The sequence below is a fragment of the Bradyrhizobium algeriense genome (genome assembly GCF_036924595.1).
Taxonomy (GTDB): domain Bacteria; phylum Pseudomonadota; class Alphaproteobacteria; order Rhizobiales; family Xanthobacteraceae; genus Bradyrhizobium; species Bradyrhizobium algeriense.
This window is the reverse complement of record NZ_JAZHRV010000001.1, coordinates 4695294-4720701: the sequence shown is the minus strand read 5'-3', so window position 1 is coordinate 4720701 and position 25408 is coordinate 4695294. Positions and strand designations below refer to the sequence as shown.

The 25408-nt window shown below is 63.6% G+C and carries 21 protein-coding genes; 11 read left to right on the top strand and 10 right to left on the bottom strand.

Translation table 11 applies throughout. The features are described from left to right. Positions 1–22: 22 nt before the first annotated feature. From V1286_RS22815 to V1286_RS22795, 5 genes are all read right to left on the bottom strand, one after another. Positions 23–877: a VOC family protein gene (locus V1286_RS22815; protein ID WP_334482904.1), complete on the bottom strand. Its 855-nt coding sequence runs from the start codon at positions 875–877 to the stop codon at positions 23–25. Positions 878–1007: 130 nt separating this feature from the next. After that, positions 1008–2639, bottom strand: a complete 1632-nt coding sequence (locus V1286_RS22810) for an ABC transporter ATP-binding protein (RefSeq protein ID WP_334482902.1) — start codon at positions 2637–2639, stop codon at positions 1008–1010. Next, positions 2636–3466: an ABC transporter permease gene (locus tag V1286_RS22805; protein WP_334482900.1), complete on the bottom strand. Its 831-nt coding sequence runs from the start codon at positions 3464–3466 to the stop codon at positions 2636–2638. Before V1286_RS22805 ends, V1286_RS22810 begins: the two co-directional genes overlap by 4 nt. Before the next feature lie 4 nt (positions 3467–3470). Continuing rightward, a complete protein-coding gene (locus V1286_RS22800) occupies positions 3471–4445 on the bottom strand; it encodes an ABC transporter permease (protein ID WP_108514700.1) in 975 nt (324 codons plus the stop codon). A gap of 24 nt (positions 4446–4469) precedes the next feature. Further along, positions 4470–6086, bottom strand: coding sequence for an ABC transporter substrate-binding protein (locus tag V1286_RS22795; protein ID WP_334482898.1), 1617 nt, complete (start codon positions 6084–6086; stop codon positions 4470–4472). A gap of 426 nt (positions 6087–6512) precedes the next feature. On the opposite strand from V1286_RS22795, the gene V1286_RS22790 reads away from it, so the two are divergent. Further along, a complete protein-coding gene (locus V1286_RS22790; protein ID WP_027536409.1) occupies positions 6513–6812 on the top strand; it encodes an HU family DNA-binding protein in 300 nt (99 codons plus the stop codon). Positions 6813–7019: 207 nt separating this feature from the next. Here V1286_RS22790 and V1286_RS22785 read toward each other — a convergent pair whose 3' ends face one another. Then, the gene (locus V1286_RS22785) at positions 7020–7799 is read right to left on the bottom strand and encodes an SDR family oxidoreductase (protein WP_334482896.1); all 780 of its coding nucleotides are present in this window, start codon (positions 7797–7799) and stop codon (positions 7020–7022) included. A gap of 341 nt (positions 7800–8140) precedes the next feature. On the opposite strand from V1286_RS22785, the gene V1286_RS22780 reads away from it, so the two are divergent. The 4 genes from V1286_RS22780 (at position 8141) to V1286_RS22765 (ending at position 11108) form a co-directional block, all read left to right on the top strand. Then, the gene (locus tag V1286_RS22780; RefSeq protein ID WP_334482894.1) at positions 8141–8986 is read left to right on the top strand and encodes a CmcJ/NvfI family oxidoreductase; all 846 of its coding nucleotides are present in this window, start codon (positions 8141–8143) and stop codon (positions 8984–8986) included. A gap of 81 nt (positions 8987–9067) precedes the next feature. Next, positions 9068–9289 carry a hypothetical protein gene (locus tag V1286_RS22775; RefSeq protein WP_334482892.1) on the top strand — a complete coding sequence of 74 codons (222 nt, stop codon included), beginning with the start codon at positions 9068–9070 and terminating at the stop codon, positions 9287–9289. A gap of 9 nt (positions 9290–9298) precedes the next feature. Then, positions 9299–9646: a hypothetical protein gene (locus tag V1286_RS22770; RefSeq protein ID WP_334482890.1), complete on the top strand. Its 348-nt coding sequence runs from the start codon at positions 9299–9301 to the stop codon at positions 9644–9646. 229 nt (positions 9647–9875) lie between these two features. After that, positions 9876–11108: an ABC transporter substrate-binding protein gene (locus tag V1286_RS22765; protein WP_334482888.1), complete on the top strand. Its 1233-nt coding sequence runs from the start codon at positions 9876–9878 to the stop codon at positions 11106–11108. A gap of 143 nt (positions 11109–11251) precedes the next feature. Here V1286_RS22765 and V1286_RS22760 read toward each other — a convergent pair whose 3' ends face one another. Beyond that, complete coding sequence (locus V1286_RS22760; RefSeq protein ID WP_334482885.1) at positions 11252–12466, bottom strand: mandelate racemase/muconate lactonizing enzyme family protein; 1215 nt, start codon at positions 12464–12466, stop codon at positions 11252–11254. 184 nt (positions 12467–12650) lie between these two features. After that, a complete protein-coding gene (locus V1286_RS22755) occupies positions 12651–13892 on the bottom strand; it encodes an amidohydrolase family protein (RefSeq protein ID WP_334482882.1) in 1242 nt (413 codons plus the stop codon). A 153-nt stretch (positions 13893–14045) separates the two neighbouring features. On the opposite strand from V1286_RS22755, the gene V1286_RS22750 reads away from it, so the two are divergent. Continuing rightward, on the top strand, positions 14046–14462 hold the full coding sequence (locus V1286_RS22750; RefSeq protein WP_334482879.1) for a nuclear transport factor 2-like protein: 417 nt from the start codon (positions 14046–14048) through the stop codon (positions 14460–14462). Positions 14463–14585: 123 nt separating this feature from the next. Here the strand turns inward: V1286_RS22750 and V1286_RS22745 are convergent, their stop codons facing one another. Continuing rightward, complete coding sequence (locus V1286_RS22745) at positions 14586–15344, bottom strand: GntR family transcriptional regulator (protein ID WP_334482876.1); 759 nt, start codon at positions 15342–15344, stop codon at positions 14586–14588. A gap of 195 nt (positions 15345–15539) precedes the next feature. Between V1286_RS22745 and V1286_RS22740 the strand changes: the two genes are divergently transcribed. From V1286_RS22740 to V1286_RS22720, 5 genes are all read left to right on the top strand, one after another. Next, positions 15540–16418 carry an ABC transporter ATP-binding protein gene (locus tag V1286_RS22740; RefSeq protein ID WP_417021275.1) on the top strand — a complete coding sequence of 293 codons (879 nt, stop codon included), beginning with the start codon at positions 15540–15542 and terminating at the stop codon, positions 16416–16418. Between the two features lies 1 nt (position 16419). After that, entirely contained in the window at positions 16420–17196 is a 777-nt protein-coding gene (locus V1286_RS22735; protein WP_334482871.1) for an ABC transporter permease, read from the top strand. 47 nt (positions 17197–17243) lie between these two features. After that, positions 17244–18269, top strand: a complete 1026-nt coding sequence (locus tag V1286_RS22730; protein WP_334489830.1) for an ABC transporter substrate-binding protein — start codon at positions 17244–17246, stop codon at positions 18267–18269. Positions 18270–18398: 129 nt separating this feature from the next. Further along, positions 18399–19841 (top strand): amidohydrolase family protein, encoded by a 1443-nt coding sequence (locus tag V1286_RS22725; RefSeq protein ID WP_334482869.1) that lies wholly within the window; start codon positions 18399–18401, stop codon positions 19839–19841. 207 nt (positions 19842–20048) lie between these two features. After that, positions 20049–23369 (top strand): carboxyl transferase domain-containing protein, encoded by a 3321-nt coding sequence (locus V1286_RS22720; protein ID WP_334482867.1) that lies wholly within the window; start codon positions 20049–20051, stop codon positions 23367–23369. A gap of 378 nt (positions 23370–23747) precedes the next feature. Here the strand turns inward: V1286_RS22720 and V1286_RS22715 are convergent, their stop codons facing one another. Next, positions 23748–25364, bottom strand: coding sequence for a flavin-containing monooxygenase (locus tag V1286_RS22715; RefSeq protein ID WP_334482866.1), 1617 nt, complete (start codon positions 25362–25364; stop codon positions 23748–23750). Positions 25365–25408 lie beyond the last annotated feature (44 nt).

Here is a 25408-nt window from a genome sequence, read left to right as displayed (position 1 = left end):
GCAGCGCGACTGGCGCTGCCGGCTACGCCGCGACAAACGCCAGCATCGTGCCGTTGCCCTCGGCTGGTGGCACCACAATGCCGCCTGCGCTTTTCACGCCGGCTGTACCCAGCGCCTTCTCCGCCGCGGCGACATCGGCCACGATCACAAGGCCTGCGCCGCCGCGTTCCGGCAGGCCGGCCAGCGAAACGCCGGGATAGCGCTTGCCGAGTTGACCTTTCGTCAGAAATACGAAGTCCGCGCGGTCGCCACCCGAGGGCACCGCGATCGCGCCATCGGACTCGTTGCGTACCTCGCGGTCGATCAGCTTCGACAGATGAGCGGCCTCCTTGGCCGGCTCCGGCGCAACCATCAGCACCTGCTTCAAGCGCTTCGCGCCGTTGGCATGCTTCATCAGTTCAGGAATCCAGACCGTCTCGCGCGTCTTGTGCTGGCAGGCAAAGATACGCACGCCGCCCGGCGCTTCCACCGTCGGCCATTGAAAGGTCCGGAACCTGGCTTCGGATTCCGTGCCATCAGGCAGCGTCACCGGCCGCTCGAAATCCGTCGGGCCAACGGGGACATAACCACGCGCGAGAATTTCTTCCGCGCCCCGCGCCGAATCCACGGCGGTGAAGGCGATACGCTCGATGCCTTCGCCGTTCTTTTCAAGGAACGCCCGCGCCGGCTCATTATGTTCCGTCGGCCTGAGCACGCCGAGCAATTCCATATAATCAGGGTCGAACATGATGGTGTAGTTGCCCGATCCCATATGCGCGCTGTGGGTGCCGCGCGGTGACACGGTGAAGCCCAGCCGCTTGTAGTTCTCGGCTGATTTGTCGAGGTCCTTCACCATGACCACGGCGTGATCGATTCCGATGACGTTTTTGAGTGCCACTTCTTGTTTCCTTGAGCTTGATTAGCTGACTTAAACTAAGCAGAACGATCAGTTGCCTGCAAGAAAGGATCTTCCTCCAAGAGCGGGCCTCGCTCGTCTCGACCCTGCGAAGAGCGGGGATGCGGAGCTGCTACACCGCCGCCGTCTCGTGCTCCCTTGCAAACTCCCCGCCCGGGATGGAGTCGAGCAGCGCCCGCGTGTATGCGTGCTGCGGATTGCCAAACACTTCGCCCGCCAGCCCGTGTTCCACCACTTCACCATCCTTCATGACGGCCACGAGGTCGCAGATTTGCGCGGCAACACGCAGGTCGTGCGTGATGAAGACGATCGACAGCCCGAGCCGTGTGCGCAATTCCGCAAGCAGCTTCAGCACCTGCGCCTGCACGGAGACATCGAGCGCCGAGACCGGCTCGTCGGCGACCAGTACGTCCGGCTTCAGCGCCAGTGCCCGCGCAAGGCCGATGCGCTGGCGCTGGCCGCCGGAGAATTCATGCGGATAACGGTCGGCGGAGGAAGGATCTAGTCCGACGAGCGCGAACAGTTCCTTCGCATCCGCAATCGCCTGCGCGCGCGGCGCGCCGTGCACGATCGGGCCCTGCGCCACCAGCTCGGCCGCCTTGCGGCGCGGATTGAGGGAGGCGAACGGGTCCTGAAACACCATCTGTATATGGCGCGTCTCGCGGCGGACTTTTTCACGCGGCATCTTCGCCCAGTCGCTGCCATCGAGCACGATCGACCCGGCATCTGGATCGATCAGCCGCACGATGCAGCGCGCCAGCGTCGATTTGCCCGAGCCGGATTCGCCGACGATGCCGAGCGTGGCGCCGCGCGGCAGCTTGAGCGATACGTTCTTCACGGCCGGCGTCACCCGCGTGCCGCGCCCGAGAAAGCCGCCGGTGCGATAGGTCTTCGAGACATCCGCGATTGTCAGGATGTTGTCGGCGGCCAGCGGGCGCGGCGGCGGCGCCTTCAGCGGCGGAACGGCGGCGATGAGCTGTTTGGTGTAGGCGTGCCGCGGGCGGTGCAGCACGTCCGCCGTCGTGCCCTGTTCGACGATGACGCCGTGCTGCATCACCACGACGCGGTCGGCGATCTCGGCGACGACCCCGAAATCATGGGTGATGAACATGACCGCGGTTTTTCGGCGCTGCTGCAGGTCGCGGATCAGTTTTAGAATTTGCGCCTGCGTCGTGACATCGAGGGCAGTCGTAGGCTCGTCGGCAATCAGCAGCTTCGGATCGAGCGCCAGCGCCATCGCGATCATGGCACGCTGGCGTTGGCCTCCCGACAGCTCATGCGGATAGGCCTTTGCCGCCACCTTGGGATCGGGAATGCGGACGTCGGCGAGCAGGGCGAGTACCTTGGCGCCGATCTCCGCCTTCGACAGTTCGGTGTGAATCGAAAACATTTCCGCGATCTGGTCGCCGATGGTGCGCAGCGGATTGAGCGCCGTCATCGGCTCCTGAAAAATCATCGCAATGCCGGCGCCGCGCACCTCACGCATGTCGGCAATTGTTGCCGCGCAGAGGTCGCGGCCCTCGAACATCACCCGGCCGCCGTCGATCGTCACCTCGTTGGGCAACAGCCGCATGACGGCGTTGGCCATCATCGACTTGCCGGAGCCGGATTCGCCGACCACGCAGAGGATCTCGTTCGATGCGATCTCCAGCGACACGTCCCTGAGCGCATGTGTCCGGTCCGCGCCGCGGGGCAGGCGGACGCTCAGGCGATCCAGCGAGAGGATGGCTTCGGTCCCGCTCATCGGCCCTTCAGCCTCGGATTAAGCGCATCGTTGAGCCCCTGGCCGACCAGCGACACCGCGAGCACGGTGACGAGGATGGCGATGCCGGGGATCGCCGAGACATACCATTGCACCCGCAGCACGTCGCGGCCGAGGCCGATCAGGTTGCCCCATGACGCCACATTAGGGTCGGACAGCCGCAGGAAGGCCAGCGCGCTTTCGAGGAGTATCGCGACCGCCATCACCACGCTGGCGTAGACGATCACCGGCGGCAGGGCGTTGGGCAGGATTTCGCCAAAGATGAGCTGGATGTTTTTCATGCCGAGCGTTCGTCCGGCCTGGACGAATTCGCGGTTGCGCAAGGACAAAAATTCCGCGCGGGTCAGCCGCGCCGGCGCCGGCCACGACACCACGCCGACTGCGATGGTGACGGTGGTGAGCGTCGAGCCGAACACGGCGACCAGCACCAGCAGCAGCACGAAGTTCGGCAGCGTCTGGAACGCCTCGGTAACCCGCATCAGTACATTGTCGACCCAGCCGCCGTAATAGCCGGCGAAGGCGCCGACCAGGATGCCGATCAGGATCGCAATCGCGGTAGCGACGCCGCCGATCAAAAGCGAAATCCGCGCGCCATAGAAAATCTGGGCGGCGATATCGCGCCCTGAATTATCGGTGCCGAGCAGGAAGCGCGGATTGGCGAACGGCCAGATCAGGGGACGGCCGGCGAGCGCGAGCGGATCGCGCGGATAGAGAAAGCCGGCCGAGATCGCCATGGCGATCACGATCACGAGCAGGATCAGGCCGGCGACGGCGGCGGGGCTTCGGAAATAGCGCTTGACCGCATCCATCGCTTCAACCCGCCGTAATGCGCGGATCGAGCCGCGCATAAATGAGGTCGACGACGAAGTTCACGATGATGACGAGCAGCGCGGAGACGAACACGATTCCCAAAAGCGTATTGAGGTCACGTTGCACCACCGATTCATAGGCGAGGCGTCCGAGACCGGGTAGTGAGAACACGCTTTCGACCACTACCGATCCGCCCAGCATGGTGCCCGCCTGCAGCCCGATCAGCGTCACCATCGGCAACAGCGCATTGCGCAGCACGTGCCGCGTCACCACGCGCGTCTCGTCGAGGCCCTTTGCACGTGCGGTCCGGACATAATCGAGGTTGAGCACTTCCAGCATCGAGGCGCGCATGATGCGCAGGTAAATCGCCAGAAAGATCAGCCCCAGCGTCAGCGTTGGCAGCACCAGATGGCTGGCAATATCGAAGACGCGCCAGATCCCGGTCCGCACCGTGCCGATGTCCTCGAAACCGCCCGGCGGCAGCCATTGCAGGTAGACCGAGAACACGACAATGGCCATCAATCCAAACCAGAACGAGGGCGTGGCGTAGAAGATCAGGCCGAGCGTCGAGATCAGCGTATCCGGCCAGCGGTTGACGCCGCGGGCGGCGATCACGCCGAACACGAGCCCGAAGAAGAACGCGAACGACAGCGACGCCGTCATCAAGAGGATCGTCGGCGGCAGCCGTTCCAGAATGACCGAGGCCACCGGCTTGCCGTAGATCGAGGAGAAGCCGAGATCGAGCCGCACCAGCCGCCACAGATAATTGCCGAGCTGGGCCGGGATCGAGAGGTCGAGCCCATAGAATTTTCGTAGCTCCTTGGCGGTCGCGGCGTCGCCGCCGCCCATCTGCGCCATCATGGCGTCGACGGTATCGCCCGGCGCGAACTGCAGCAGCAGGAACACGCCGATCAGGATCAGTATTAGAGTCGGGATCGAGGCGGCCAGCCGCCGCCCCGCAAGGCCAAGGATGCGCATACACCTATCTTGTCGGATATCGGGTTAAGCCGAAAGCCAAAGATCGTGCCAGCTCGTCGAACCCCAGCGCGGGGTGTTGGAGTGGTTGCGTGCCTTCGCCGTAATCGTGGTGACGAAGATCTGCTCGATCGGCATCCAGACCGGCAGCTCCGTATTCACTTCCTTGACGAACTGGGCGTAGAGCGCCTTGCGCTTGGCCGGATCGACTTCGGTCGCGGCGTCGTCGATGGTCTTGTCGACCGCCTTGTCTTCCCAGCCCCACTGGTTGGTCCAGGGCGCGCCCTTGGGCTGGCCCGAGCGATACCAGACCGTGGTCGAGACGGCGGGATCGTTGCGGTACTGGTGCCAGCCGGTGGCGAGATCGAAGGCATGTTCGTCATAGACCTGCTTGAGGAAGCCGCCGCCGTCGTTGCGCACGATATCGACGGGGATGCCGATTTCACCCAGTGACTGCTGGATGAAGGTCGACCACAGCGAGATGTCCTCGCCCCACGGCGCGGGAAGCAGTTTGACTGAGAAGCGCGTGCCGCCACGGGCTGCCTTGAAGCCGGCTTCGTCCAGCAGCGCTGCGGCCTTGGCCTTGTCGTACGGGTATTGCGGCGTGTTCGCACCCGGATAGAAGTCGGCCGAGGTCGAGGGGATCGGCCCGGTGCCGAGCTTGGCGAAATCGCCGAGAAAATTGTCGATGAAGAACGGCACGTTGATCGCATGCGCGATCGCGCGGCGAACCCGGATGTCGGACATTTCCTTGCGGCGGAAGTTGAACTCGAGTGTATTGGTGCGCGCGTTGCCTTCATTGCCCTTGGTGGAGACGATGAAGCGCTTGTCCTTGCCGAGCCGCGCGAGATCCGAGATCGTCAGCCCGGAGAACGGCGAGTAATGCAGTTCGCCGGCCTCCATCTGTGCCGCAGCCGCGGCGCGATCGGTGATCACGCGCCAGACGATCCGGTCGAGATAGGGCGCATTGGGGCGCCAATAGTCCGGGTTACGGTCGGCGATGACATATTGCCCGCGCTCATATTTGACGAACTTGAACGGGCCGGTGCCGACGGGAGCGAGGTTGGTCGGGTTCTGGCGGATATCGCCGCTCTCATAAAGGTGCTTGGCCGAGATGTAGCCGAGGTCGGGCAGGGCGCGGAGCAGCAGGTTCAGCGGCATCGGCCGCTCATACCTGAAGATCGCGGTCTCGGCGTCCGGCGTTTCGACCGCGGTCAGGAAGAGCTGCAGCGTCGATCCGTAATTGAGGATCTTCTTCCACATGTTCATGGCGGTGAATTCGACGTCGGCCGAGGTGAACGGCTTGCCGTCGTGCCAAGTGATGCCCTTGCGCAGCTTGAACGTCACCGTCTTGCCGTCGGGCGAGGCCTCCCAGCTTTCGGCGAGCACGCCGACCGGCTGGCCGTTGGCGTCGAGATCGACGAGGTTTTCCTGGATCTTGCCGCCGATGATGTAGACGCCGGTGGAAGCCTGGATGCTCGGATTGAGCTGGCGCTGCTCGGCGCCGTAATGGACGTTGAACACGCCGCCCTTGCGCGGGGTTTCCTGGGCAAAGGCCCGCATCGGATTGATCACGTTGGCCGCGATGGCCGCCGACGTCAGCAGCGCGGTGCGGCGATTGATCTCAAGGCGCGTCAAATCCATGCGAAGTCTCCAGACACACTATTGATGGCGAACCGTTCACGCGTCCGCCTTGCGAGGGATGTTACGATGGAACGGGAACGCGAGTCATTTTCTAATCGCGATGTGAAGCGGAAAATCCTTCCTGAAAACAACGTGCTCAGCGCGTCATCGGCCTGCTCGTTTTCTCGCTAGGGTGCGAAATCAAGGCCCGTCAGAATAGAGGCACGGGCTGCCCGGCAGTCTGAGATTGTCCGGAAAGGGGCCCTCAGGAGTGGCGGAATCCCCCTAAAATAAGGCTCCGCACGGCTTCGGAGGCCTAAAAACCAGCCAAAATTGGACGAATCAGTGCAACTCGATTAGCGAGATAGTTGTGCAGAATGTCGGAAACCCTGTTTTTTAGGCGGTTTCCGCCATATCGTCGCCTGTGCCAGAATCAATGGAGCAACCATGGCTACCCAAATGTCTAAGTCGCAGCTGATCGAGAAGATCGCGACCACCACCGAAGTTTCGAAGAAAGAGGTCAAGGGCGTGATGGAAGCGCTCGTTGACGTCGGCCACAAGGAGCTCAAGAAGAACGGGGTATTCCTCGTCCCCGGCTTCGCAAAGTTCGTCGTGGTCAAGAAGCCCGCGACCAAGGCTCGGAAGGGCACCAACCCCTTCACGGGCGAGGAAATGATGTTCAAGGCCAAGCCGGCCCGCAAGATCGTCCGGGCCCGCCCGGTCAAGGCCGCCAAGGACGCGGTTTAAGAATCTCTCTCCCCGTTCTTCACGGGGTCGAGACGAGCGAAAGCTCGCTCTTAGAGGGTTGGGGTGAGGGGCTGCCTCCGCAACTTCGCTAGCAGAGGTGCTCGCGGAGAGTCCCCCTCACCCGAAATTCGCTAGCGCGAATTCGACCTCACCCCGCACGCGGGGCGAGGTAACCTCAGTGTGCCGCGCCGTTTGCGCCCGGTCCCGCTACACCACCGGCGAACGACCGCCATCGACATTGATGGCCGTGCCGGTGATGAACGATCCCTGCTCGGAGGCGAGGAAGCAGGCCAAATTGGCGAATTCCTCCGCCGTGCCGATGCGCCCCAGCGGGGTACCCTTGGCGAGGTTTTTGGCGAACACCTCAAAATCCATGTCCGGCGCCTGCGCCGCGTGCCGCTTCACCCATTGATCGCTCATGATCAGGCCGACCAGCATGGCATTGACCAGGATGTTGTGCTCGCCGCCTTCGCCAGCCATCACCTTGGTCAGCGCCATGCCGGCCGCCCGCGATACCGAGGTAGGCGCCGAGGATGCCACCGGCGCCTTGGCGTAGGTGTTGAGCACGTTGATGATGCGGCCCCATTTGCGCGCCTTCATGCCCGGCCAGACCAGCCTGGAGAAACGGATCGCAGCAAACAGTTTGAGGTCGAGGTCTTCCTGCCAGGCTTCGTCAGAGATGTTTTCGAACGCCATCGTCCGCGCCGTGCCGGCGTTGTTGACGAGAATATCGACCGGGCCGAGATCGGTTGTGATCTTCTCATGCGCCTTGGCAATATCTGATGCCTTCGAGACGTCGCAGATATAGTCGCGAACCGCGAGGCCTTCCTTGGCCAGCAATTCCCGCGCGGCTTTCAGGTCCTGCGCGCCGCGCGCCAGCATCGCGACCTTGGCGCCCGAGGCGGCGAACTGCCGTGCGACGGCGAGCCCGATTCCCTTGCTGCCACCGGTGACGACGGCGACGCGATCTTTCATCGTGACTTGCATGGTGTTCTCCCGGTCGCGGTCCTCCCTGCCGCTGGTTGAGCCGACGCCGATGATCGGCCGATAATGCCATCTTGGTCCCGCGGGCCGGCATGATCAAGCGGCCTGCGGGTGAGGGCAGGTTCGCGCTTCACGCATCGAAGGGCCGGATCGCGCCGCTCGCGGGCGATGACGAGCCCGTGAGTGCCGGAAATACCATCCGGTTCGGAAGGCGTCCTGAAAAAGGATTTTTCCCGTTTGCCACCGCCGGGAATGGCATCGTTGCTATTTTCGGAAACGTCTTGCGGGCCTCGGGGGCCGGGCCGAGATCAAACAGAACAAACAATGGAGTCCAGGAGACCACCATGGGCCTGCAACAAGCAAAACTCGAATCGCTTCCCTTCGTCACCGCCGAGCTGAACTATCTCGCGCCGACCCCGGGAAAGCCCCGCACCTACGCCTTCGATCCGCCGCCGGGCGAACCCAAATCCACCGCGCTGCCTGAACCGCATAACGTCCCGATCTTCGATGCTCGCCTGATCGCCGGCAACCTCTCCTTGGACCGCGAAGGCTTTGCGTTGGTGCGCCATCCCACCATCGTCAAGGATTTCTACGACGAGAAGGAAGTGAGGAGCGTCTACTACCCCGCCGTGGAGGCCTTCCTGAAGGCGACGCTCAAAGCCGACCGCGTCTTCATCTTCGACCACACCGTGCGCAAGCGCGTCGATGGCGCCGCCGATATCAGGGGCGCCGGACCGCGGCAGCCGGCCACGCGGGTCCATGTCGACCAGACCGACATCTCGGGTGCCAACCGCGTTCGCGAGCACCTTCCCGACGAGGCCGACGAACTCCTGAAGGGGCGCGTGCAGGTCATCAATGTCTGGCGGCCGATCCGCGGTCCCTTGCGCGATACGCCGCTTGCGATGTGCGACGGCCAGACGGTCGAGGCGGGCGATCTCATAGCCTCCGACCTGATCTATCCGAACCGCAGCGGCGAAACCTATTCCGTAAAATACAACCCGAACCATCGCTGGTACTACATCCCGGAAATGAGGACCGACGAAGCGTTGCTGCTGAAGTGCTACGATTCCTCAACCGACGGCCGCACGCGGTTCGGGCCGCATACCGCTTTCACCGATCCGACCACGCCCGCCGACGCGGCCCCCCGCGAGAGCATCGAGCTGCGGACACTGGTGTTCCACAAGAGTTGATCGGGCAGTCTCGCCGGATTCGCGTTCCCGCCCTGTTGATGATACCTCGCGCCCCAAGACAAATTTGGGGCGAGACGGCTTATGGACGGCAAGGCCGATGACGCGGATACCAACATCCTCGCACTGATTCGGCGGTGGCGATGGCGGTATTCGCGCTGGTCCCGAAACAGCCGGCGGCGCATGCCGACCCGTCTTCGCGGCCTGATCGCGCTGTCGCCGGTGTCGCTCGCGGCCTCGCTGGTGCTGCGGGGATTGTGGGGCGGCCCATGGCTGATGGAGATCAAAGCGCTCAGTCGCATCTAGGCGGGCAATATGCTCGGCCTGTTCACGCTCGCGCTGATCGCAGGCCCCGTGCTGACGGGGATTCTCGATCGCTGCATCGGCCATCGCCGTGAAGTGTTGGCCGCCACGCATTGCCTTGCCGCGTTGCTGCTCGCGCTGATGGCGGCCGGCGCGCCCCATTATCCGATGTCCGAACTGCTCGGCGTGAAGGCCGTGCCGGTACAAATCGACGGCGCGCTGTTCGTCCTGATCGGCATCGCCATCTCGACGCAACCCTTGCTCTACGGCATGACGCGGCACCTCGTGGACGCGCAGAATGCCGGCAAGGCCTTGTCTGCGATCAATCTCGCCTTCTTCCTCGGCGCCGCGCTGATGTAATCGACGATCGGCATTGTTGCGACGATCTTCGGGCTCCCCGCCGTGCTGCTATTCATGGCCGCGACCTTGATCGTCGGAACGATCGTGTTTCTGATATATACTTAGGACGGGTAGAGCCAACGGGTCTGCCCCAACATTTGAGTTCAACAACCGGATTTTGCGCGCTATCATCACTTCCGCTGGGTTGGCGTCACAAGCTTCCACGAGCTTGGCGTTCGAGGCCATGTCGATGCAAACAACAACAAAAGCCAGACGTATTGTATCGTTTCTCGCCGCCGCGCTGGTATGGGCTTCAGCGGCCGCGCAGCCGGTCCACGGCGCTGGCGTTACCGACACCGAAATCCGCATCGGCAACATCATGCCCTATACTGGGCCGCTGGCCGCTTTCGCTTCGATCGGAAGGGCGGAGGCCGCCTATTTCGACATGATCAATGAGCGCGGCGGCATCAATGGGCGCAAGATCAGGTTCATCTCCCGCGACGACAGCTCAAATCCGAGAACGGCGGTCGAGCACACCAGTGAACTGGTCGAGCATGAGCGCGTGCACCTGATGTTCGGATCGTTCGGCACGCCGAGCAACCTGGCGACGCGAACCTATCTCAACGAGCGGAGCATCCCGCAGCTCTTTGTCGCTTCCGGCGACGAAGAGTGGGCGCACCCGAAGCGATTTCCGTGGACGATGGGCTGGCAGCCGACCTTTCGGGCCGAGGGGCGGATTTATGCCAATTACATCCAGGCCGCCTATCCAAGCAAGAAGATCGCCGTGCTGTGGCAGAACGATCAGTTCGGCCGCGATCTGTTCCGGGGATTGCAGGAGGGGCTCGGCCTCACCGCCAACATGATCGTGGCCGACATCGCCATTGATGCGGACATGTCAATCGATACCCAGGTTGACATCCTCAAGAACTCCGGGGCCGACGTGCTTGTGCTCAATTGCGCGCCGCCGATCTCGGCGCGTGCCATCCGCAGAGCGGCCGAGCTGGATTGGCATCCCGTCCTGCTGCTGGTCAATGCGGCAGCTTCGATCGCCAACGCGCTGCGACCGGCGGGGCTTCAGAACGCCGTCGGCGTAATCTCCACCTCGTTTCTGAAGGATGCCAGCGACACCGCCTGGAAGGAAGATCCCGCCGTCAAGGGGTGGCTCGCGTTCATGGACAAATATTATCCCGACGGCGACAAGGAGGATAGCTACGCCATCTTCGGCTACGCGGCGGCCGAAACCCTGGTCCAGGTGTTGACCCAGTGCGGCGACGACCTGTCGCGCGAGAACATTATGCGGCAGGCGGCGTCGCTGAGGAATTACCAGAGTCCGGTCGTGCTTCCGGGAATTGTGATCAACACCGGTCCGGCCGACTTCCACCCGATCAAGCAGATGCGGCTGGTGCAGTTCGACGGCAACACTTGGCAGCCGATCGGCGACGTGATCGAGAGCGCGTTCGCGAGCGCGCCGAATGATAACTGAGCGCGGGCATCGTTCCTCCCCAGCCCTGAGAGCGTAGGGTAGGCAAAGGCGCGTTTGCGCCGTGCCCACCATCTATCCACACGCGTTGCCGGGAATGGTGGGCACGCTTCGCTTTGCCCACCCTACGAAGTCTGAGCGCGCGCCTACTTCTTCTGCCCGTAATTCAGCAGCCCGCCCTGGCTCTTCGGCGGATGGGCGCGCAGGCCTTCCTCGTTGGGTTCGGTGCCCCAGCCGGCGCGATCCGGCATGATGAGATGGCCGTCAACAATCTCCGGCACATGCGTGAACAGTTCATGGTCCCACGCCAGCCGGTCGATGTCGGTTTCCATGATGCGCAAATTCGGCACGGCGGCGGAGAAGTGTGCGTTCTGCATGGTGCAGAGGTGGCCGTAGAAATTATGCGGGGCGACGTTGACCTCGAAATGCTCCGCAGCGGCGGCGATCTTCATCGATTGCCACACCCCGTTCCACGGCGTGTCGATGATCGCGACATCCATCGCCTGTTCGCTGAAGTAGGGCAGGAATTCGCGCAGGCCCAACAGCGTCTCGCAGGATGAGACCGGGTGCGGACTCTGGCGGCGGATATATCCCAGCGCCTGCGGATTGAAGATGTCGATCTCCACCCAGAACAAGTCCATATCCTTGATGGCGCGCAAGATCTTCAGGTAGCCTTCGGTCTTGGCGTTGAAGTTGAGGTCGAGCAGCAGGTCAACGTCAGGCCCGGCGCCGTCGCGAATCGCTTCCAGATGCATGCAGAGGTTTCGCAGCACCTTGCGATCGACGTTGATCTCGGGCTCGAACGGCGAGCCGAAGCCGGGCCGCCAGCCCTGCGGCTTGCCGTCGGTATAGACGAAGATGTTGGTCTTCATCGCCGTAAAGCCCTTCTCACGCACCTCGTTGCCGATGGATTTGACGCCGTCGAGGCTAGTGATCGCCGGCTTGAACCAGTCGGGATGGTTGATGCGCCAGGTCGCGCAGTGCGACCAGTAGACCCGGATGCGGTCGCGGATCTTGCCCCCGAGCAGTTCGTAGCAGGGCACGCCCAGCGCCTTCGCCTTGACGTCGAGCAGCGCGTTCTCGATGGCGCCTAGCGCCAGCGCCACCACGCCGCCCGCGGCCGGTCGTGTCGCCGCAAACAGTTCCGCATAAATCCGCTCGTGCTGGAAGGCGTTCTTGCCGACAATGCGCGCCGCCAGCCGCTCGATCGCTGCCGTCACGCCCGGCGCGCCAAAGCCCTCGTCATACTCGCTCCACCCGACGATGCCGTCCTCGGTCATGATCTTGACGAAGTGGTAGTTGCGCCAGCCGGCGTCGCAGGCGAGCGTTTCGACGCTTCTTATTTGAGCGGCTTTTTTCATGATTTCCTGCCCCGGGGCTTGTTGTTGTGGTTGGCCGATAACAACAATGATTGGCGGGGCCGTCAATTGCAGGGCAACGCATAAGGCAGGGCACGGCCTGCATGGTTCGCCCGGCGCCTCGAAGCATCGTCTCGGCTCCGTCATCATGGCCGGGTGACACGGCCATGACGAGGTTGCGGAGCGGCTATGCTTGCGGTCGAAACAGCGTCGGCTTCCGCCGTTCGAACACCTGCCGGCCGTTCTTGAATCCCATCAGCATGTCGGGCAGTTCCGCAATCGCATTTGCGCCGCTGTCGGTGTCGAGGATGATCAGATCGGCCGGGTTGCCCGGCGCGATGCCGTAATCCCGCAGGTTCATCAGCCGCGCCGGCAGCTCGGTGACGAGATCGAGGCAGGCGTCGAATTCGCTGACGCCGGCATGCGCGACATTGGCGTAGAAATTCGCCATCCGCAGCAGCGAGGCGTCGCCGAACGGGGTGAAGGGATTGAGCACATTGTTGGTCGCGACCGAACACAGGACGCCGCTTTCGACGAGCTTGTGCGCCACCGTCAGCCCGCGCGGTGCATTGTGCGTGGCGTCGCGGCCCATCAGATAGAGATCGGTCGCGGGCAGCACGGTGACGGCGACGCCCGATCCGGCCAGCCGCGCTGCGGCCGCCTTCAGTCGATCCGGCGGCAGCGCTGACAATTTGGTGGCATGACCGATCGCGACGCGGCCCTGGTAGTTGCGCCGTTCGGTCTGGCGGCAGACCTCCTCGAGATGCCACCAGGACGGATCGAGATCGAAGTCGAGGTGCAGGTCGATATCGACGTCGAACTCTTGCGCCAGGCCGAAAATCTTTTCGAGATGCGCGTTCGGGTCGGTGTCCATATAGGGACAGCCGCCGATCGCGTCGCCGCCGTCACGCAAGGCCGCAATCAGCAGTTCTTCAGCACCGGGATCGTTGGTCAGGCCCTCCTGCGGAAACACGCAGATCGAGAGATCGAGCGCCCAGGTATAGGCGCGCTTCAGCGCCTTGACCGCCTCGAAGCCGCGCAGGCCGATGCGCGGATCGATTTCGACATGGGTGCGCATGCGCGTCGTGCCATGCACGATGGCGCGCTCGATCACCCGCGCGCCGCGCGCATAGATGTCTTCCACCGTGAAATCGCGCTTCATGGCCGCGACCGCGGCGATGGCCTCTGCGACGCTGCCGTGGTCGTGGCCGCAGCGGCCGAGCAGGCAGGCCTTGTCGAGGTGGATGTGGGTGTCGACGAAGCCGGGCAGGGCGAGCCTGCCGCCGACATCGATCTCGGCCGCCTCACAGGCAAGCCGCGGTTCGATCGCAGCAATGCGCCCGCCGGTGACGCCGATATCGACCGGGTTGGCTGCGGTCCGGGTTCTGGCGTTGCGGAAGATGAGGTCGAAGGCCGTTTTCGCGTTCATGGGTCCGAGCAGGCTGGAGCGGGCCCCGAGCCTAGCGGAAGCCCGCGCGCGGGGCAGCTCCAGATTGTGTGCAGTTTAGGGCCTCAATTGTTCAAAATATGTGCATGCAGTTTGACGGTCCGATTGTAGTATTATCCATCAGGAGAAACCGCCATGTCCGTTGCGAAAGCCGAATCCAAGCGAATGTCCGACGCCGAGGTGGTCGAGGCCTATCTCACGGCGTCGATGATTCCGGATCCCGAGGCTGCGTCGGCCTACATGAAGCCCGGCGCCATCATCACCTTCACCGGCGGGCGCGAGTTCGATCATCCGCGCGGGCCGACCGGCTTCAACGCGCGGCGCTATCGCTGGGTCAAGAAGAAGATGGACCGTTTCGACGTCTGCCCGGGCGCGGACGAGACCGTCGTCTACAGCATCGGCACGCTCTACGGCGAGTGGCTCGACGGCACGCCGTTCGAAGGCAACCGCTACGTCGACCGCTTCGTGGTGAAGGGCGGCCAGATCATGAAGATGGACGTCTGGAACGACAGTGCCGAGCGGATTCTGGTGCAGATGGGGATCGAGGCGTAGGGCGTTCTCCACCGTCATTGCGAGCGCAGCGAAGCAATCCATCGCGCGGCAAAGCAAGTGTGGATTGCTTCGTCGCTGCGCCCCCTTGCGCAAACGCTTCGCGTTTGTCGCAGGCAATGACGATCAGCGCGCCCGCACCACCTTCGGCAGCTTCACCACGCGGGCACTATCCGCCTCGTCCGCATAGGGCGCCAGAATATCCAGCAGATCCCGGCCACGCTGCGGGGCAGGGGCGACCAGCGCGCGGTTGGCGACCGAATCCAGGTGCCTGTGCATCAGGCTCATCACCTTGGCTTCGTCGCCCTTGACCAGTGCTGCGATAATCGCGCGATGCTCGTTGATCGCGCATTCCGACGAATGCGGGCGGCTGTACAGCGATAGCGTCAGGCAGCAGCGATAGGCGACCTCGCTGACGTAGCGCACCAGGATCGGGCTGTTCGTCATGTTGGCGAGCAGGATGTGGAATTCCGTCGCCAGCCTGATCGACACCGCGTCCGTGCCGTCGCGGGCGTGGTCCTCGGCATCGACATGGGCGTTGAGTTCGGCGACCTGGCTCTTGGTCAGCTTGCCGGCGAGTTGCCGCACCACCAGGCGCTCAAGTTCGATCCGGATATCGAAGGCATCGCGCGCTTCCTGCCAGCTTGGCGTCGCCACGACCGCGATCCGGTTGCGGCGAAGCTCGACGAGGCCTTCCGCGGCCAGTTGCCCCAGCGCATGGCGGGCGATGGTGCGGCTGACGCCGAACCTTTCTCCAAGCGAGTCCTCCGGTAGTTTCGCGCCGGGCTCCAGCGCCTGCTCGATGATGGCGCGGCGAAGCGCGCGGCAGATCACGCCGACCTTGTCGGACGGTACGGCTGACTTGCTGGCGGAGCGAGGCGCCATCGGCGAATCCTAACGGGAAGTGCTTCGGATGGCGTCTCTTATCACAATTGCGCACCGATTGAGCGCCTCAATTGCATGCAGTTTGAGGGCCGGATTGCACAAAAGGAATCCGTCCGCTTCGGCGATCATCCGCGATACCATTGATTTCAAACGCAAGTTTCGCTGGCATTCGGCTTGCATGCACTTCCAGCCATGATGCGCATGCAACCACATTCCGAATTCTCTGGCTTGCCGGTTCCGGCTTCCGCCGCCCCCATCGCCATCGAACTGTCAGAGGCCTCGGTCACCTTCGGCCGTGGCGACCGCGCTGTGCCGGCCCTTTCCACCACGACGCTGCGGATCGCCGATGGCGAGTTCGTTGCTCTCGTCGGGCCGTCCGGCTGTGGCAAGTCCACCATCCTGCGGCTGGTGAGCGGGCTGGTGCAGCCATCCACCGGCGTGGTGATCGTCGGCGGCCGGGAAGTGGCGGCGCGCGCCTTGCGCGTCGGCATGGCGTTCCAGAACCCGACCATGCTGCCCTGGATGACGATTGAGCGGAACATCATGCTGCCGCTCAAGATCGTCGAACCCTTTCGTTCGCAATTCCGAAAACTCCGCAAGACCGAATTCCGCGACAAGGCCAACGCGCTCCTGGAGCAGGTCGGCCTCAAGGGGTTTGGCAACCGCTACCCCTGGCAACTCTCCGGCGGCATGCTTCAGCGCGCCAATCTGTGCCGGGCGCTGATCCATGAGCCGCGGATGCTGCTGCTCGACGAGCCCTTTGGCGCGCTCGATCAGTTCACGCGCGAAGAGCTGTGGTCGATCCTGCAGGACCTCTGGATCGCCCACAAGCCGACCGTGCTGCTGGTGACGCACGACCTGCGCGAGGCGGCGTTTCTCGGCAGTCGCATCTGCGTGATGAGCGCGCGCCCCGGCCGCATCCTCGACGACAGCCACGTCACCTTCGCCCGCCCGCGCACGGTCGCCATGACGTTCGAGCCGGACTTCGTGGCGCTCAATCAAAAACTGCGCGCGTTCATCGAGGATGCCCGGACGGCGTCAAGAGAAGCTTCGGCAACACAGGGAGCGGTTTGAGATGCCCGATCTCGATTATCGCCAGAAAGCCTGGTCGGCGGCACTGATTGTGCTGTTCTTCGTCGCCTGGGAATTGTTCTGCCTGATGACCGGGATGTCCGATCTGGTGCTGCCGCGCCCGTCGCAGGTGTTCGTCACGCTGTTTGAGAAATTCCCGATTCTCTGGCCGCACATCCTGCAGACGCTGGCCACGACGATGATCGGCTTCGTGCTCGGCGTCGGCCTCGGCGTAGTGCTCGGCGCTGTCATCGGCATTTCAAAGACGGCTTACGATACGGCCTATCCGCTGCTGGTGGGGTTTTCGTCGATCCCGAAAGTCGCCGTGGTGCCGATCTTCGTGCTGTGGTTCGGCTCCGGCTCGGTGCCGGCGGTGCTGACCGCGCTCTCGATCTGCTTCTTCCCGATCGTGGTCAACATCGCGACGGGCCTCGCCACCACCGAGCCCGAACTCGAAGACGTGCTGAAGGCGCTCGGCGCTAGCAAGCTCGACATTCTCTGGAATGTCGGGCTGCCTCGGACCATGCCGTTCTTCTTTGCGTCATTGAAGGTCGCGATCTCTTACGCCTTTGTCGGCGCGGTACTTTCGGAAACCGTCGCCTCGAACCGTGGCATCGGCAACGTCATGATGACCGCGTCCTCCAATTTCAACGTGCCGCTGGTGTTCGCCGGCCTGTTCGTGCTCGCCGGCCTCGGCGTCGCGCTCTACGTGATCTTCTCGGCGATCGAGGGACGCGTCACTGGCTGGGCCACTCGCAAGAACGACGTGATCGCGACATGAAGAAATTTTTCGCCGACGCCATCCAACCCTTGATCCAGGAGACCATGATGTTAGCCAGAGTAAGCGCCGCGCTGTTGGGAGTTGCCTTGTTCGCCGGCACCGCCAACGCCCAGGAAACGACGATCAAGTTCACCCTCGGCTGGAAGACGCAAGGCAGCGATGCCGCGTTCTTCTATGCCAAGGACCACGGCTTCTTCAAAGCGGAAGGCCTCAATGTCGTGATCGACCAGGGCGAGGGCTCCGGCGCCACGGTGACGCGCATCATGTCCGGTGCCTATGATGCCGGCTTCGGCGACGTCAACGCCATCATCCAGAACGCCTCGACCAAGCCGCAGGATGCCCCGGTCATGGTCTACATGATCTGGAACCAGCCGCCGTTTGCGATCGTCACCAAGAAGACCAGCGGCATCAACACCATCAAGGATTTCGAGGGCCATACGCTCGGCGGCGCGCAGGGCACGCCGACGACGCGGCTGCTGCCGGTGTTTGCGCAGAAGAACAAGCTCGAAGGCGAGAAGATCAAGATCTCCAACATGGCGCCGAACCTGCAGGAGCCGATGCTGATCAAGGGCGATATCGACGCCGCCCTGGTGTTCAACATCACGAGCTACTTCAACCTCGTGCTGAACCGCCAGGATCCCGACAAGGACTACAAATGGTTCCAGTTCGGCGATTATGGCCTCGACCTTTATTCCAACGGCGTGATGGTCTCGCGCAAGCTGCTCGCGTCCAATCCGAAGGCCGTCGCCGGCCTCGTCCGCGCCGTCAACAAGGGCATGATCGCGATCGCCAAGGATCAAAATGCCGGGATGAAAGCCGCTGTCAATTACGACAATCTGATCAATGTCGAAGTCGAAAAGCGCCGCCTGCAATATTCCTTCGACAAGCTGATCGTCTCGCCCGAGATGAAGGAAATCGGCGTCGGCGACGTCAAGGACGACCGCATGGCCCGCGCCATCGGCATCATCGTCGAGGGTTATCAGCTCGCCCGCGCGCCGACGCCCGCGGAAATCTTCTCGCGCGAATTTTTGCCGCCGCGCGCGGAGCGGGAGCTGGTCTATACGGCGAACTAAAGGGCAGATACCCTTGCCGTCATTGCGAGCGAAGCGAAGCCCCTGCACGGGGAAAGATGGATTGCTTCGTCGCTTCGCTCCCTTGCGCAAACGCTTCGCGTTTGTCGCAGGCAATGACGGAGTGCTATCGTGACCACGGAAGTTGCCGCACGCAGCCTGTTCTCCGGCCCTGACCGCGGCCTGCTCGAAAACGTCGTGCTGCAGTACGACAATGGAATCATCACCGATATCTCCACCGGAGCGCCTTCCGCCACAAGCCCGCGCTCCCTCGTGCTTCCGGCCTTCGTCAATGCCCACGACCATGCGCGGCCGACCGCGTCCTCGTTCGGCGCGGTCGGCATGCCGCTGGAAAGCTGGATCCTGCGCTCCGCGCTCGGCACGCCGGTCGATCCCTATCTGACCGCAGCCTCTGCCCTGGCGCGTTCGGCGCTGGCCGGCTGCGCGGCGATGATGATCCATTACACCCGCCCGAGCGGCACGATGGCGCTGGTGGAAGAGGCCGGCGCGATTGCGCGCGCAGCGTCCGACGTTGGCATCCGCATCGCGTTCGCGCTTGCGGTGCGCGATCAGAATCCTGTCGTGTATGGCGATGAAGAACCGGTTCTCTCCAACCTTTCCAAAGACGATCGCAGCACGATCGAGCAAATGTTCGTCCGCGCGCCGATGTCGCCGCAAGCCTATATAGAGCTGACGAATGCGATCGCCGCGGCCATCGCAGGGCCGAAGGTGGATGTGCAGCTCGGCCCGGCCGGCGTGCAGTGGTGCTCAAAGCCGCTGCTGGAGGCGGTGGCGGAGAACTCCGCGCAGACCGGACGCCGTATCCATATGCATCTGTTGGAGACCATCTATCAGCGCGCCTGGGCGGACCGGCATTTTCCTGACGGTATCGTCCGCTACCTCCGCGACATCGGCTTCCTGTCGGACCGGCTGACGCTGGCGCATTGCATCCATGCCCGCCCCGACGAGATCGAGATGATCGCGGCCTCCGGCGCGCGCATCGTCACCAATTTCTCCTCCAATCTCCATTTGCGCTCCGGCCTCGCGCCGATCGCCGCCGCGCACAAATGCGGTTGCGCCATCGCGGTCGGCGTCGACGGGCTGGCGCTCGACGAGGACGACGACGTGCTGCGCGAGATGCGGCTGGTGCAGATGATGCACGGCGGCTTGGGCTTCCAGCGCACCTGGACAACCCCCGAATTCCTGAGCCTCGCGATCGCCAATGGCCGCAAGGCGACGGGCGCGCCCGGAACCGGCGCGCTGGTCGCCGGCGCGCCGGCCGATTTCGCCACCATCGATCTGGATCGGCTCGACCGCGACCAGATCATGCCGGTCGATCCGATCGACCTCCTGTTCGCCCGCGGCAATGCGTCGTTGCTCCGCGACGTGGTCGTGGACGGTCGGCGAATCGTCAACGAAGGTCGCTGCACCGGCGTCGATCTCCCCGCGATCGAGCACGAGTTGCGCGGAATCTACCGCGCCAACGCAAGGCAACTCACGCCCTTCCAGCGGGCCTGGCCGCCGCTGTCGGCATCGCTGCAGAACTGGTTCGAAGCCCAGCTCGATTGCCGGTGACGCGCTAAGCGCCTCATCCTGCTGTGTGAATTCCGTGATGTGGAACGAAATTCCACTTGCACAGAATCCCGGCAAAGGTTTCATGTTCAGCAACAAGAAATCGAACCGCGGCCGTATCGCGCTGCCGTTGGTGTATGGGGAAGCACGCGGGGGCGAGGTGAGCCGGTCACCCGTTCATTTCGCGCCGGTGCCTGAACGGAAACGTCAATGTCCTTCCACAAGCTGCTGATCGCCAACCGTGGCGAGATCGCCATCCGCATCGCCCGCGCGGCGGGCGACGCCGGCCTTGCTACCGTAGCGATCCATTCCGCCGACGATGCGCAATCGCTGCATGTCCGCGCCGCCGACGCGGCCTGCGAAATCCCCGGCCGCGGCGCGCGGGCCTATCTCGACATCGAGGCCGTGATATCGGCCGCCAAGGCGACCGGATGCGAGGCGGTGCACCCAGGCTATGGCTTCCTCAGCGAGAACGCCGCGCTCGCCCGGCGCTGCATCGAGGAAAGCATCGTCTTTGTCGGGCCGTCGCCGGAGGCGCTCGACCTGTTTGGCGACAAGGCGCAGGCGAAGGCGCTGGCCAAACAATGCGGCGTGCCCATCATCGAGGGCACCAGCGGGCCGACCAGCCTGGAAGAGGCAAGGGCCTTCCTGGAATCTTTAGGGCCCGGCGGCGCCATCATGATCAAGGCGATCGCCGGCGGCGGCGGCCGCGGCATGCGCATCGTCGACGACACGGGCAAGCTGGAGGAGGCCTATGCGCGCTGCCAGTCCGAGGCGATGGCGGCCTTCGGCAGCGACGGCGTCTATGTCGAGCACCTGATCCGCAACGCCCGCCACATCGAGGTGCAGATCATCTGCGACCACTACGGCGCCATCAGCCATCTCTGGGAGCGTGAATGCACCATCCAGCGCCGCAACCAGAAACTCATCGAGGTCGCGCCGAGCCCGTCGCTCAACGACGCCTTGCGCGGGCGCATCATCGACGCCGCCAAGGAACTCGCCGCCGCCGCCAACTACGACAACCTCGGCACCTTCGAATTCCTCGTCGATAACGACGCCAAAACCAGCGATCAGGCGTTCGCCTTCATCGAGGCCAATCCGCGGCTCCAGGTCGAGCATACCGTCACCGAGGAGGTGCTCGGCCTCGATCTCGTGCAGTCGCAGCTCGCGGTCGCGGCCGGCGCCACGCTGGGTTCGCTCGGTCTGGCGCAGGCCTATATCCCAAGGCCGCGCGGCTTTGCGATGCAGCTCCGCGTCAACATGGAGGTGATGGACGAGACCGGCGGGACAAAGCCCACCGGCGGGACGCTGGCGCTGTTCGACCTGCCGTCTGGCCCCGGCGTTCGCGTCGATACATTTGGCTATTCGGGATACCGCACCAGCACCGCCTTCGACTCGCTGCTCGCCAAGGTCATCGTGCATTCGCCGGGTGGCAACTGGACCGACGTCGTGCACAAGGCGACGCGGACGCTGCGCGAGTTCCGCATCGGCGGCGTTGCCACCAACATTCCCTTCCTGGCGGCGATTTTGGTGCATCCGGATTTTGTCGAGAACCGCGTCAGCACCGGCTTCATCGAGGCCCATGTCGCTGATCTCGTCGGCGAAGCCAAAGCGACCGCCGAGGCGGCGCTGATCGAATCCGGCGTCGCGGCCGACGACAGCGCGCCCATATCGGAAGCCGCGGCTGCCGGATCGGGACCGGCAGGCTCAGAGCCCGTTCCCGCGCCGCTGCAGGGTACGATCGTGGCTGTCGATGTCAGGGAAGGGGACCTCGTTCGCCCCGGCCAGCAGATCGCCGTGCTGGAATCCATGAAGATGGAGCATCTGGTGACGGCGCCGCATGGCGGCAGGGTGACGAAGGTCGCGGCGGAAGCCGGCGTGACGCTGATGCAGGACGAGGCGATCCTCTATCTGGAGCCTGCCGAGATCGACGCCCATGATGTGGCCGAGGAAGAGGACGTCGACCTCGATCACATCCGGCCCGATCTCGCCGAACTGATCGAGCGCCACGCCATTACACTGGATGAAAACCGCCCGGCGTCGGTCGAGCGCCGCCGCAAGACCAACCAGCGCACCGCACGGGAAAACATCGCGCAACTCGTCGATGAAGGTTCGTTCGTCGAATACGGCTCGCTCGCCATCGCCGCCCAGCGCCGGCGGCGCGCGGTCGACGACCTCATCCGCAACACGCCTGCCGACGGCCTGATCTCCGGCGTCGCCACCGTGAACGCGGAAAAATTTGGTGCGGATGCCGCGCGCTGCATGGTGATTGCCTACGACTACACCGTGCTGGCCGGCACGCAAGGGCATATGAACCACAAGAAGATCGACCGCATGCTGGGCCTTGCCGAGCAATGGCGGATGCCGCTGGTGTTTTACGCCGAAGGCGGCGGCGGCCGTCCCGGCGACACCGACCGGCTCGGCATGACCGGCCTCGACGGGCCGTCTTTCGTGCAATTCGCAAAACTCTCCGGCCTGGTGCCCGTCATCGGCGTTGTCTCCGGCTATTGCTTCGCCGGCAACGCCGCGATGCTCGGCTGTTGCGATGTCATCATCGCGACGATGAACGCGTCGATCGGCATGGGCGGCCCCGCGATGATCGAAGGCGGCGGCCTCGGCGTCTATCATCCGGCCGAAGTGGGGCCGGTGTCGTTCCAGTCGCCGAACGGCGTCATCGACATCCTTGTCGAGGATGAGGCGGAAGCGACGGCTGCTGCGCAAAAATATCTGTCGTACTTCCAGGGCGCGGTTACCGACTGGAAGGCGCCGGATCAGCGCCTGTTGCGGCGGGCGATCCCGGAAAACCGCCTGCGGGTCTATGATATCAGGACCGTCATCGATCTTCTTGCGGACGAAGGTTCGGTGCTGGAAATCCGCCGGGATTTTGGCGTCGGCATGATCACCGCCTTCATCCGCATCGAAGGAAAGCCGTTCGGCCTGATCGCCAACAATCCAAAGCATCTCGGCGGCGCGATCGATGCGCCGGCCGGCGACAAGGCCGCGCGCTTCATGCAGCTCTGCGATGCCTTCGACATTCCAATACTATCGCTGTGCGATACGCCGGGCTTCATGGTCGGTCCCGAAGCCGAGAAGACCGCGATCGTGCGCCATGTCGCGCGCATGTTCGTGACCGGCGCCAGCCTCACCGTGCCGCTGTTCGGCATCGTGCTGCGCAAGGGTTATGGCTTAGGCGCGCAATCCATGATCGGCGGCGGCTTCCACGCCTCCTTCTTCACGGTGGCCTGGCCGACCGGCGAGTTCGGCGGCATGGGGCTGGAAGGCTATGTCCGGCTCGGCTTCCGCAAGGAGATGGAAGCGATCGAAGACCCCGTCGAGCGCGAGGAATACTACCAGGCCAAGGTCGACGAACTCTACGCCAACGGCAAGGCGGTCTCGATCGCCTCTGTGCTGGAGATCGACGAGGTGATCGATCCCGCCGACACGCGGCAGTGGATCATGGCCGGCCTGCGCTCGGTGCCGAAGCCGGAAGTGCGCGCGACCAAGAAGCGGCCGTGTATTGATGCGTGGTAACGGAGAGCCGTAGGGCGGGCAAAGGCGCGTCAGCGCCGTGCCCACCATCTATCCGCAACGATTGCCGTGAATGGTGGGCACGCTACGCTTTGCCCACCCTACGGATTCTCGGCGTCATTGCGAGCGAAGCGAAGCAATCCACGTTTCCACTTGCGGCACTATGGATTGCTTCGCTGCGCTCGCAATGACGGTGGACGGCTGCAAGGCCGTCATCCCCGCAGCCGTCATCGTCCGCCTTGTGCGCAATTGCGCACTGGGGCGGACGATCCAGCATTCCAGAGACGGCAATGATAGAACCGATAAGCCGCGGCGTATTGGATACCCCGCCTTCGCGGGGTATGACAGGGCGTCGGACGGCTAGGCCGCGCGCGTCAACCGCTACCCCAGCCGCAACTCATCATACCCCTTCGCCGCCACCTCGTCGCACCTTGCGCGATACGCCGGCGCGCTGCCGCTGTAGCGGGCGACGATGCGCGTCTGCTTGCCTTCGACGTTGGAATTTATGCCGGTCATCCAGGAGTTGACCTCGTTGGACAACAGCCCGACGCCGAGCGCTTTCACGTGATCGGTCCAGGAGGCAACACCCTCCGGCGTCGCCTCCAGCCGCGTCAGCTTCCTTTCCATCGCGAAACGAATGAGCCCCGTCACCCAGTCGACGCTGTATTCGATGCTGCGCGGAATATTGCCGAGCGCAGTGTGCGGCCCCATCAGCATCAGCATGTTCGGAAATTCATGGACCATGATGCCGAGATACGTCTCCGGCCCTTGTCTCCATTTGTCCTTCAGTCGCGCGCCGCCGGCGCCCCGAAAATCGATCTTGTCGAAGCTGCCGGTGATGGCGTCGAAGCCGGTGGCATAAATGACGATGTCGAATTCGTATTCCCTCTCGCTGGTCCTGATGCCCTCAGGCGTAATGCGCTCGATCGGCGTTTCCGTGATGTCGACCAGCTCGACATTGTCCTGATTATAGACCTCGTAATAGAAGGTCTCGAGCGGCAGTCGGCGGGTACCAAAACCGTGATTCCTTGGAATCAGCTTCTCCGCCACCGCTTGGTTCTTCACCCGCTGCCGAATCTTGCGCGCGACAAAATCGGAGATCGTCGCGTTCGCCTTGCGGTCGATCAGGATGTCGCGGAAATTGCCCTGCCAGATGCCGAAGCCGCGCTCGCCATAGAGCTTTTCATAAAACGCCTCGCGCTCCTCATCCGACACCTCGAATGCGCCGCGCGGGTCCGGCGTATGCAGGAAGCAGGCAAAGGTCTCCTGGCACCGGGCGAACATCTCCGGATAGCCTGCCTTGATCTTCGCTTGCGTCTCGGCGTCGATCTTGCCGTTGTGCAGCGGCGCACACCAGTTCGGCGTGCGCTGGAACACGGTGAGATGGCCGACTTGGCTCGCAATGGTCTGGATGGTCTGCACGCCGGTCGCGCCGGTGCCGATCACGGCGACGCGCTTGCCGGTGAAATCGACGGGCTCCTTCGGCCATCGCGCGGTGTGAAACGACGCGCCCTTGAAATCGTCGCGTCCCTCGATCCGCGGCAATGTAGGGGTCGACAGCGGGCCGATCGCCGTGATCAGGAACCGGGTGTTGAAGCGGCTGCCGTCTTCGAGCGTAACGCTCCAGCTTCGCGAGCCCTCATCGTAAACCGCTGCCGTCACCCGGCTGCGAAACTGGATATTGCGGCGCAGGTCGAACTTGTCGGCGACATAATTGAGATAGCGCAGCGTCTCCGGCTGGCCGGCGAAATGCTCCGACCACTCCCATTCGGCCAGCAACTCCCGGGAGAACGAATAGCCGTAGGAGTAGCTTTCGGAATCGAAGCGCGCGCCGGGATAGCGGTTCCAATACCAGGTGCCGCCGACGTCGGTACCCGCCTCGAACACGCGCACGCGAAAACCCTGTTCGCGCAGCCGGTAGAGCTGGTACAGGCCCGACATGCCCGCGCCGATGATGATGGCGTCGTAGTCCGGAATCGGCGTCGCTCCTGTGCTCATGGTTTGGTGCAAGGCTATCCCGTCTTGCCGCCGCGAACAAACCG

What these genes read in the sequence shown, in the direction of transcription:
- V1286_RS22810 (WP_334482902.1), bottom strand. Translation starts at nt 2,639, where the DNA reads ATGAGCGGGACCGAAGCCATCCTCTCGCTGGATCGCCTGAGCGTCCGC.
- V1286_RS22805 (WP_334482900.1), bottom strand. Translation starts at nt 3,466, where the DNA reads ATGGATGCGGTCAAGCGCTATTTCCGAAGCCCCGCCGCCGTCGCCGGC.
- V1286_RS22800 (WP_108514700.1), bottom strand. Translation starts at nt 4,445, where the DNA reads ATGCGCATCCTTGGCCTTGCGGGGCGGCGGCTGGCCGCCTCGATCCCG.
- V1286_RS22795 (WP_334482898.1), bottom strand. Translation starts at nt 6,086, where the DNA reads ATGGATTTGACGCGCCTTGAGATCAATCGCCGCACCGCGCTGCTGACG.
- V1286_RS22790 (WP_027536409.1), top strand. Translation starts at nt 6,513, where the DNA reads ATGGCTACCCAAATGTCTAAGTCGCAGCTGATCGAGAAGATCGCGACC.
- V1286_RS22785 (WP_334482896.1), bottom strand. Translation starts at nt 7,799, where the DNA reads ATGCAAGTCACGATGAAAGATCGCGTCGCCGTCGTCACCGGTGGCAGC.
- V1286_RS22780 (WP_334482894.1), top strand. Translation starts at nt 8,141, where the DNA reads ATGGGCCTGCAACAAGCAAAACTCGAATCGCTTCCCTTCGTCACCGCC.
- V1286_RS22775 (WP_334482892.1), top strand. Translation starts at nt 9,068, where the DNA reads ATGGACGGCAAGGCCGATGACGCGGATACCAACATCCTCGCACTGATT.
- V1286_RS22770 (WP_334482890.1), top strand. Translation starts at nt 9,299, where the DNA reads ATGCTCGGCCTGTTCACGCTCGCGCTGATCGCAGGCCCCGTGCTGACG.
- V1286_RS22765 (WP_334482888.1), top strand. Translation starts at nt 9,876, where the DNA reads ATGCAAACAACAACAAAAGCCAGACGTATTGTATCGTTTCTCGCCGCC.
- V1286_RS22760 (WP_334482885.1), bottom strand. Translation starts at nt 12,466, where the DNA reads ATGAAAAAAGCCGCTCAAATAAGAAGCGTCGAAACGCTCGCCTGCGAC.
- V1286_RS22755 (WP_334482882.1), bottom strand. Translation starts at nt 13,892, where the DNA reads ATGAACGCGAAAACGGCCTTCGACCTCATCTTCCGCAACGCCAGAACC.
- V1286_RS22750 (WP_334482879.1), top strand. Translation starts at nt 14,046, where the DNA reads ATGTCCGTTGCGAAAGCCGAATCCAAGCGAATGTCCGACGCCGAGGTG.
- V1286_RS22745 (WP_334482876.1), bottom strand. Translation starts at nt 15,344, where the DNA reads ATGGCGCCTCGCTCCGCCAGCAAGTCAGCCGTACCGTCCGACAAGGTC.
- V1286_RS22740 (WP_417021275.1), top strand. Translation starts at nt 15,540, where the DNA reads ATGCGCATGCAACCACATTCCGAATTCTCTGGCTTGCCGGTTCCGGCT.
- V1286_RS22735 (WP_334482871.1), top strand. Translation starts at nt 16,420, where the DNA reads ATGCCCGATCTCGATTATCGCCAGAAAGCCTGGTCGGCGGCACTGATT.
- V1286_RS22730 (WP_334489830.1), top strand. Translation starts at nt 17,244, where the DNA reads ATGTTAGCCAGAGTAAGCGCCGCGCTGTTGGGAGTTGCCTTGTTCGCC.
- V1286_RS22720 (WP_334482867.1), top strand. Translation starts at nt 20,049, where the DNA reads ATGTCCTTCCACAAGCTGCTGATCGCCAACCGTGGCGAGATCGCCATC.
- V1286_RS22715 (WP_334482866.1), bottom strand. Translation starts at nt 25,364, where the DNA reads ATGAGCACAGGAGCGACGCCGATTCCGGACTACGACGCCATCATCATC.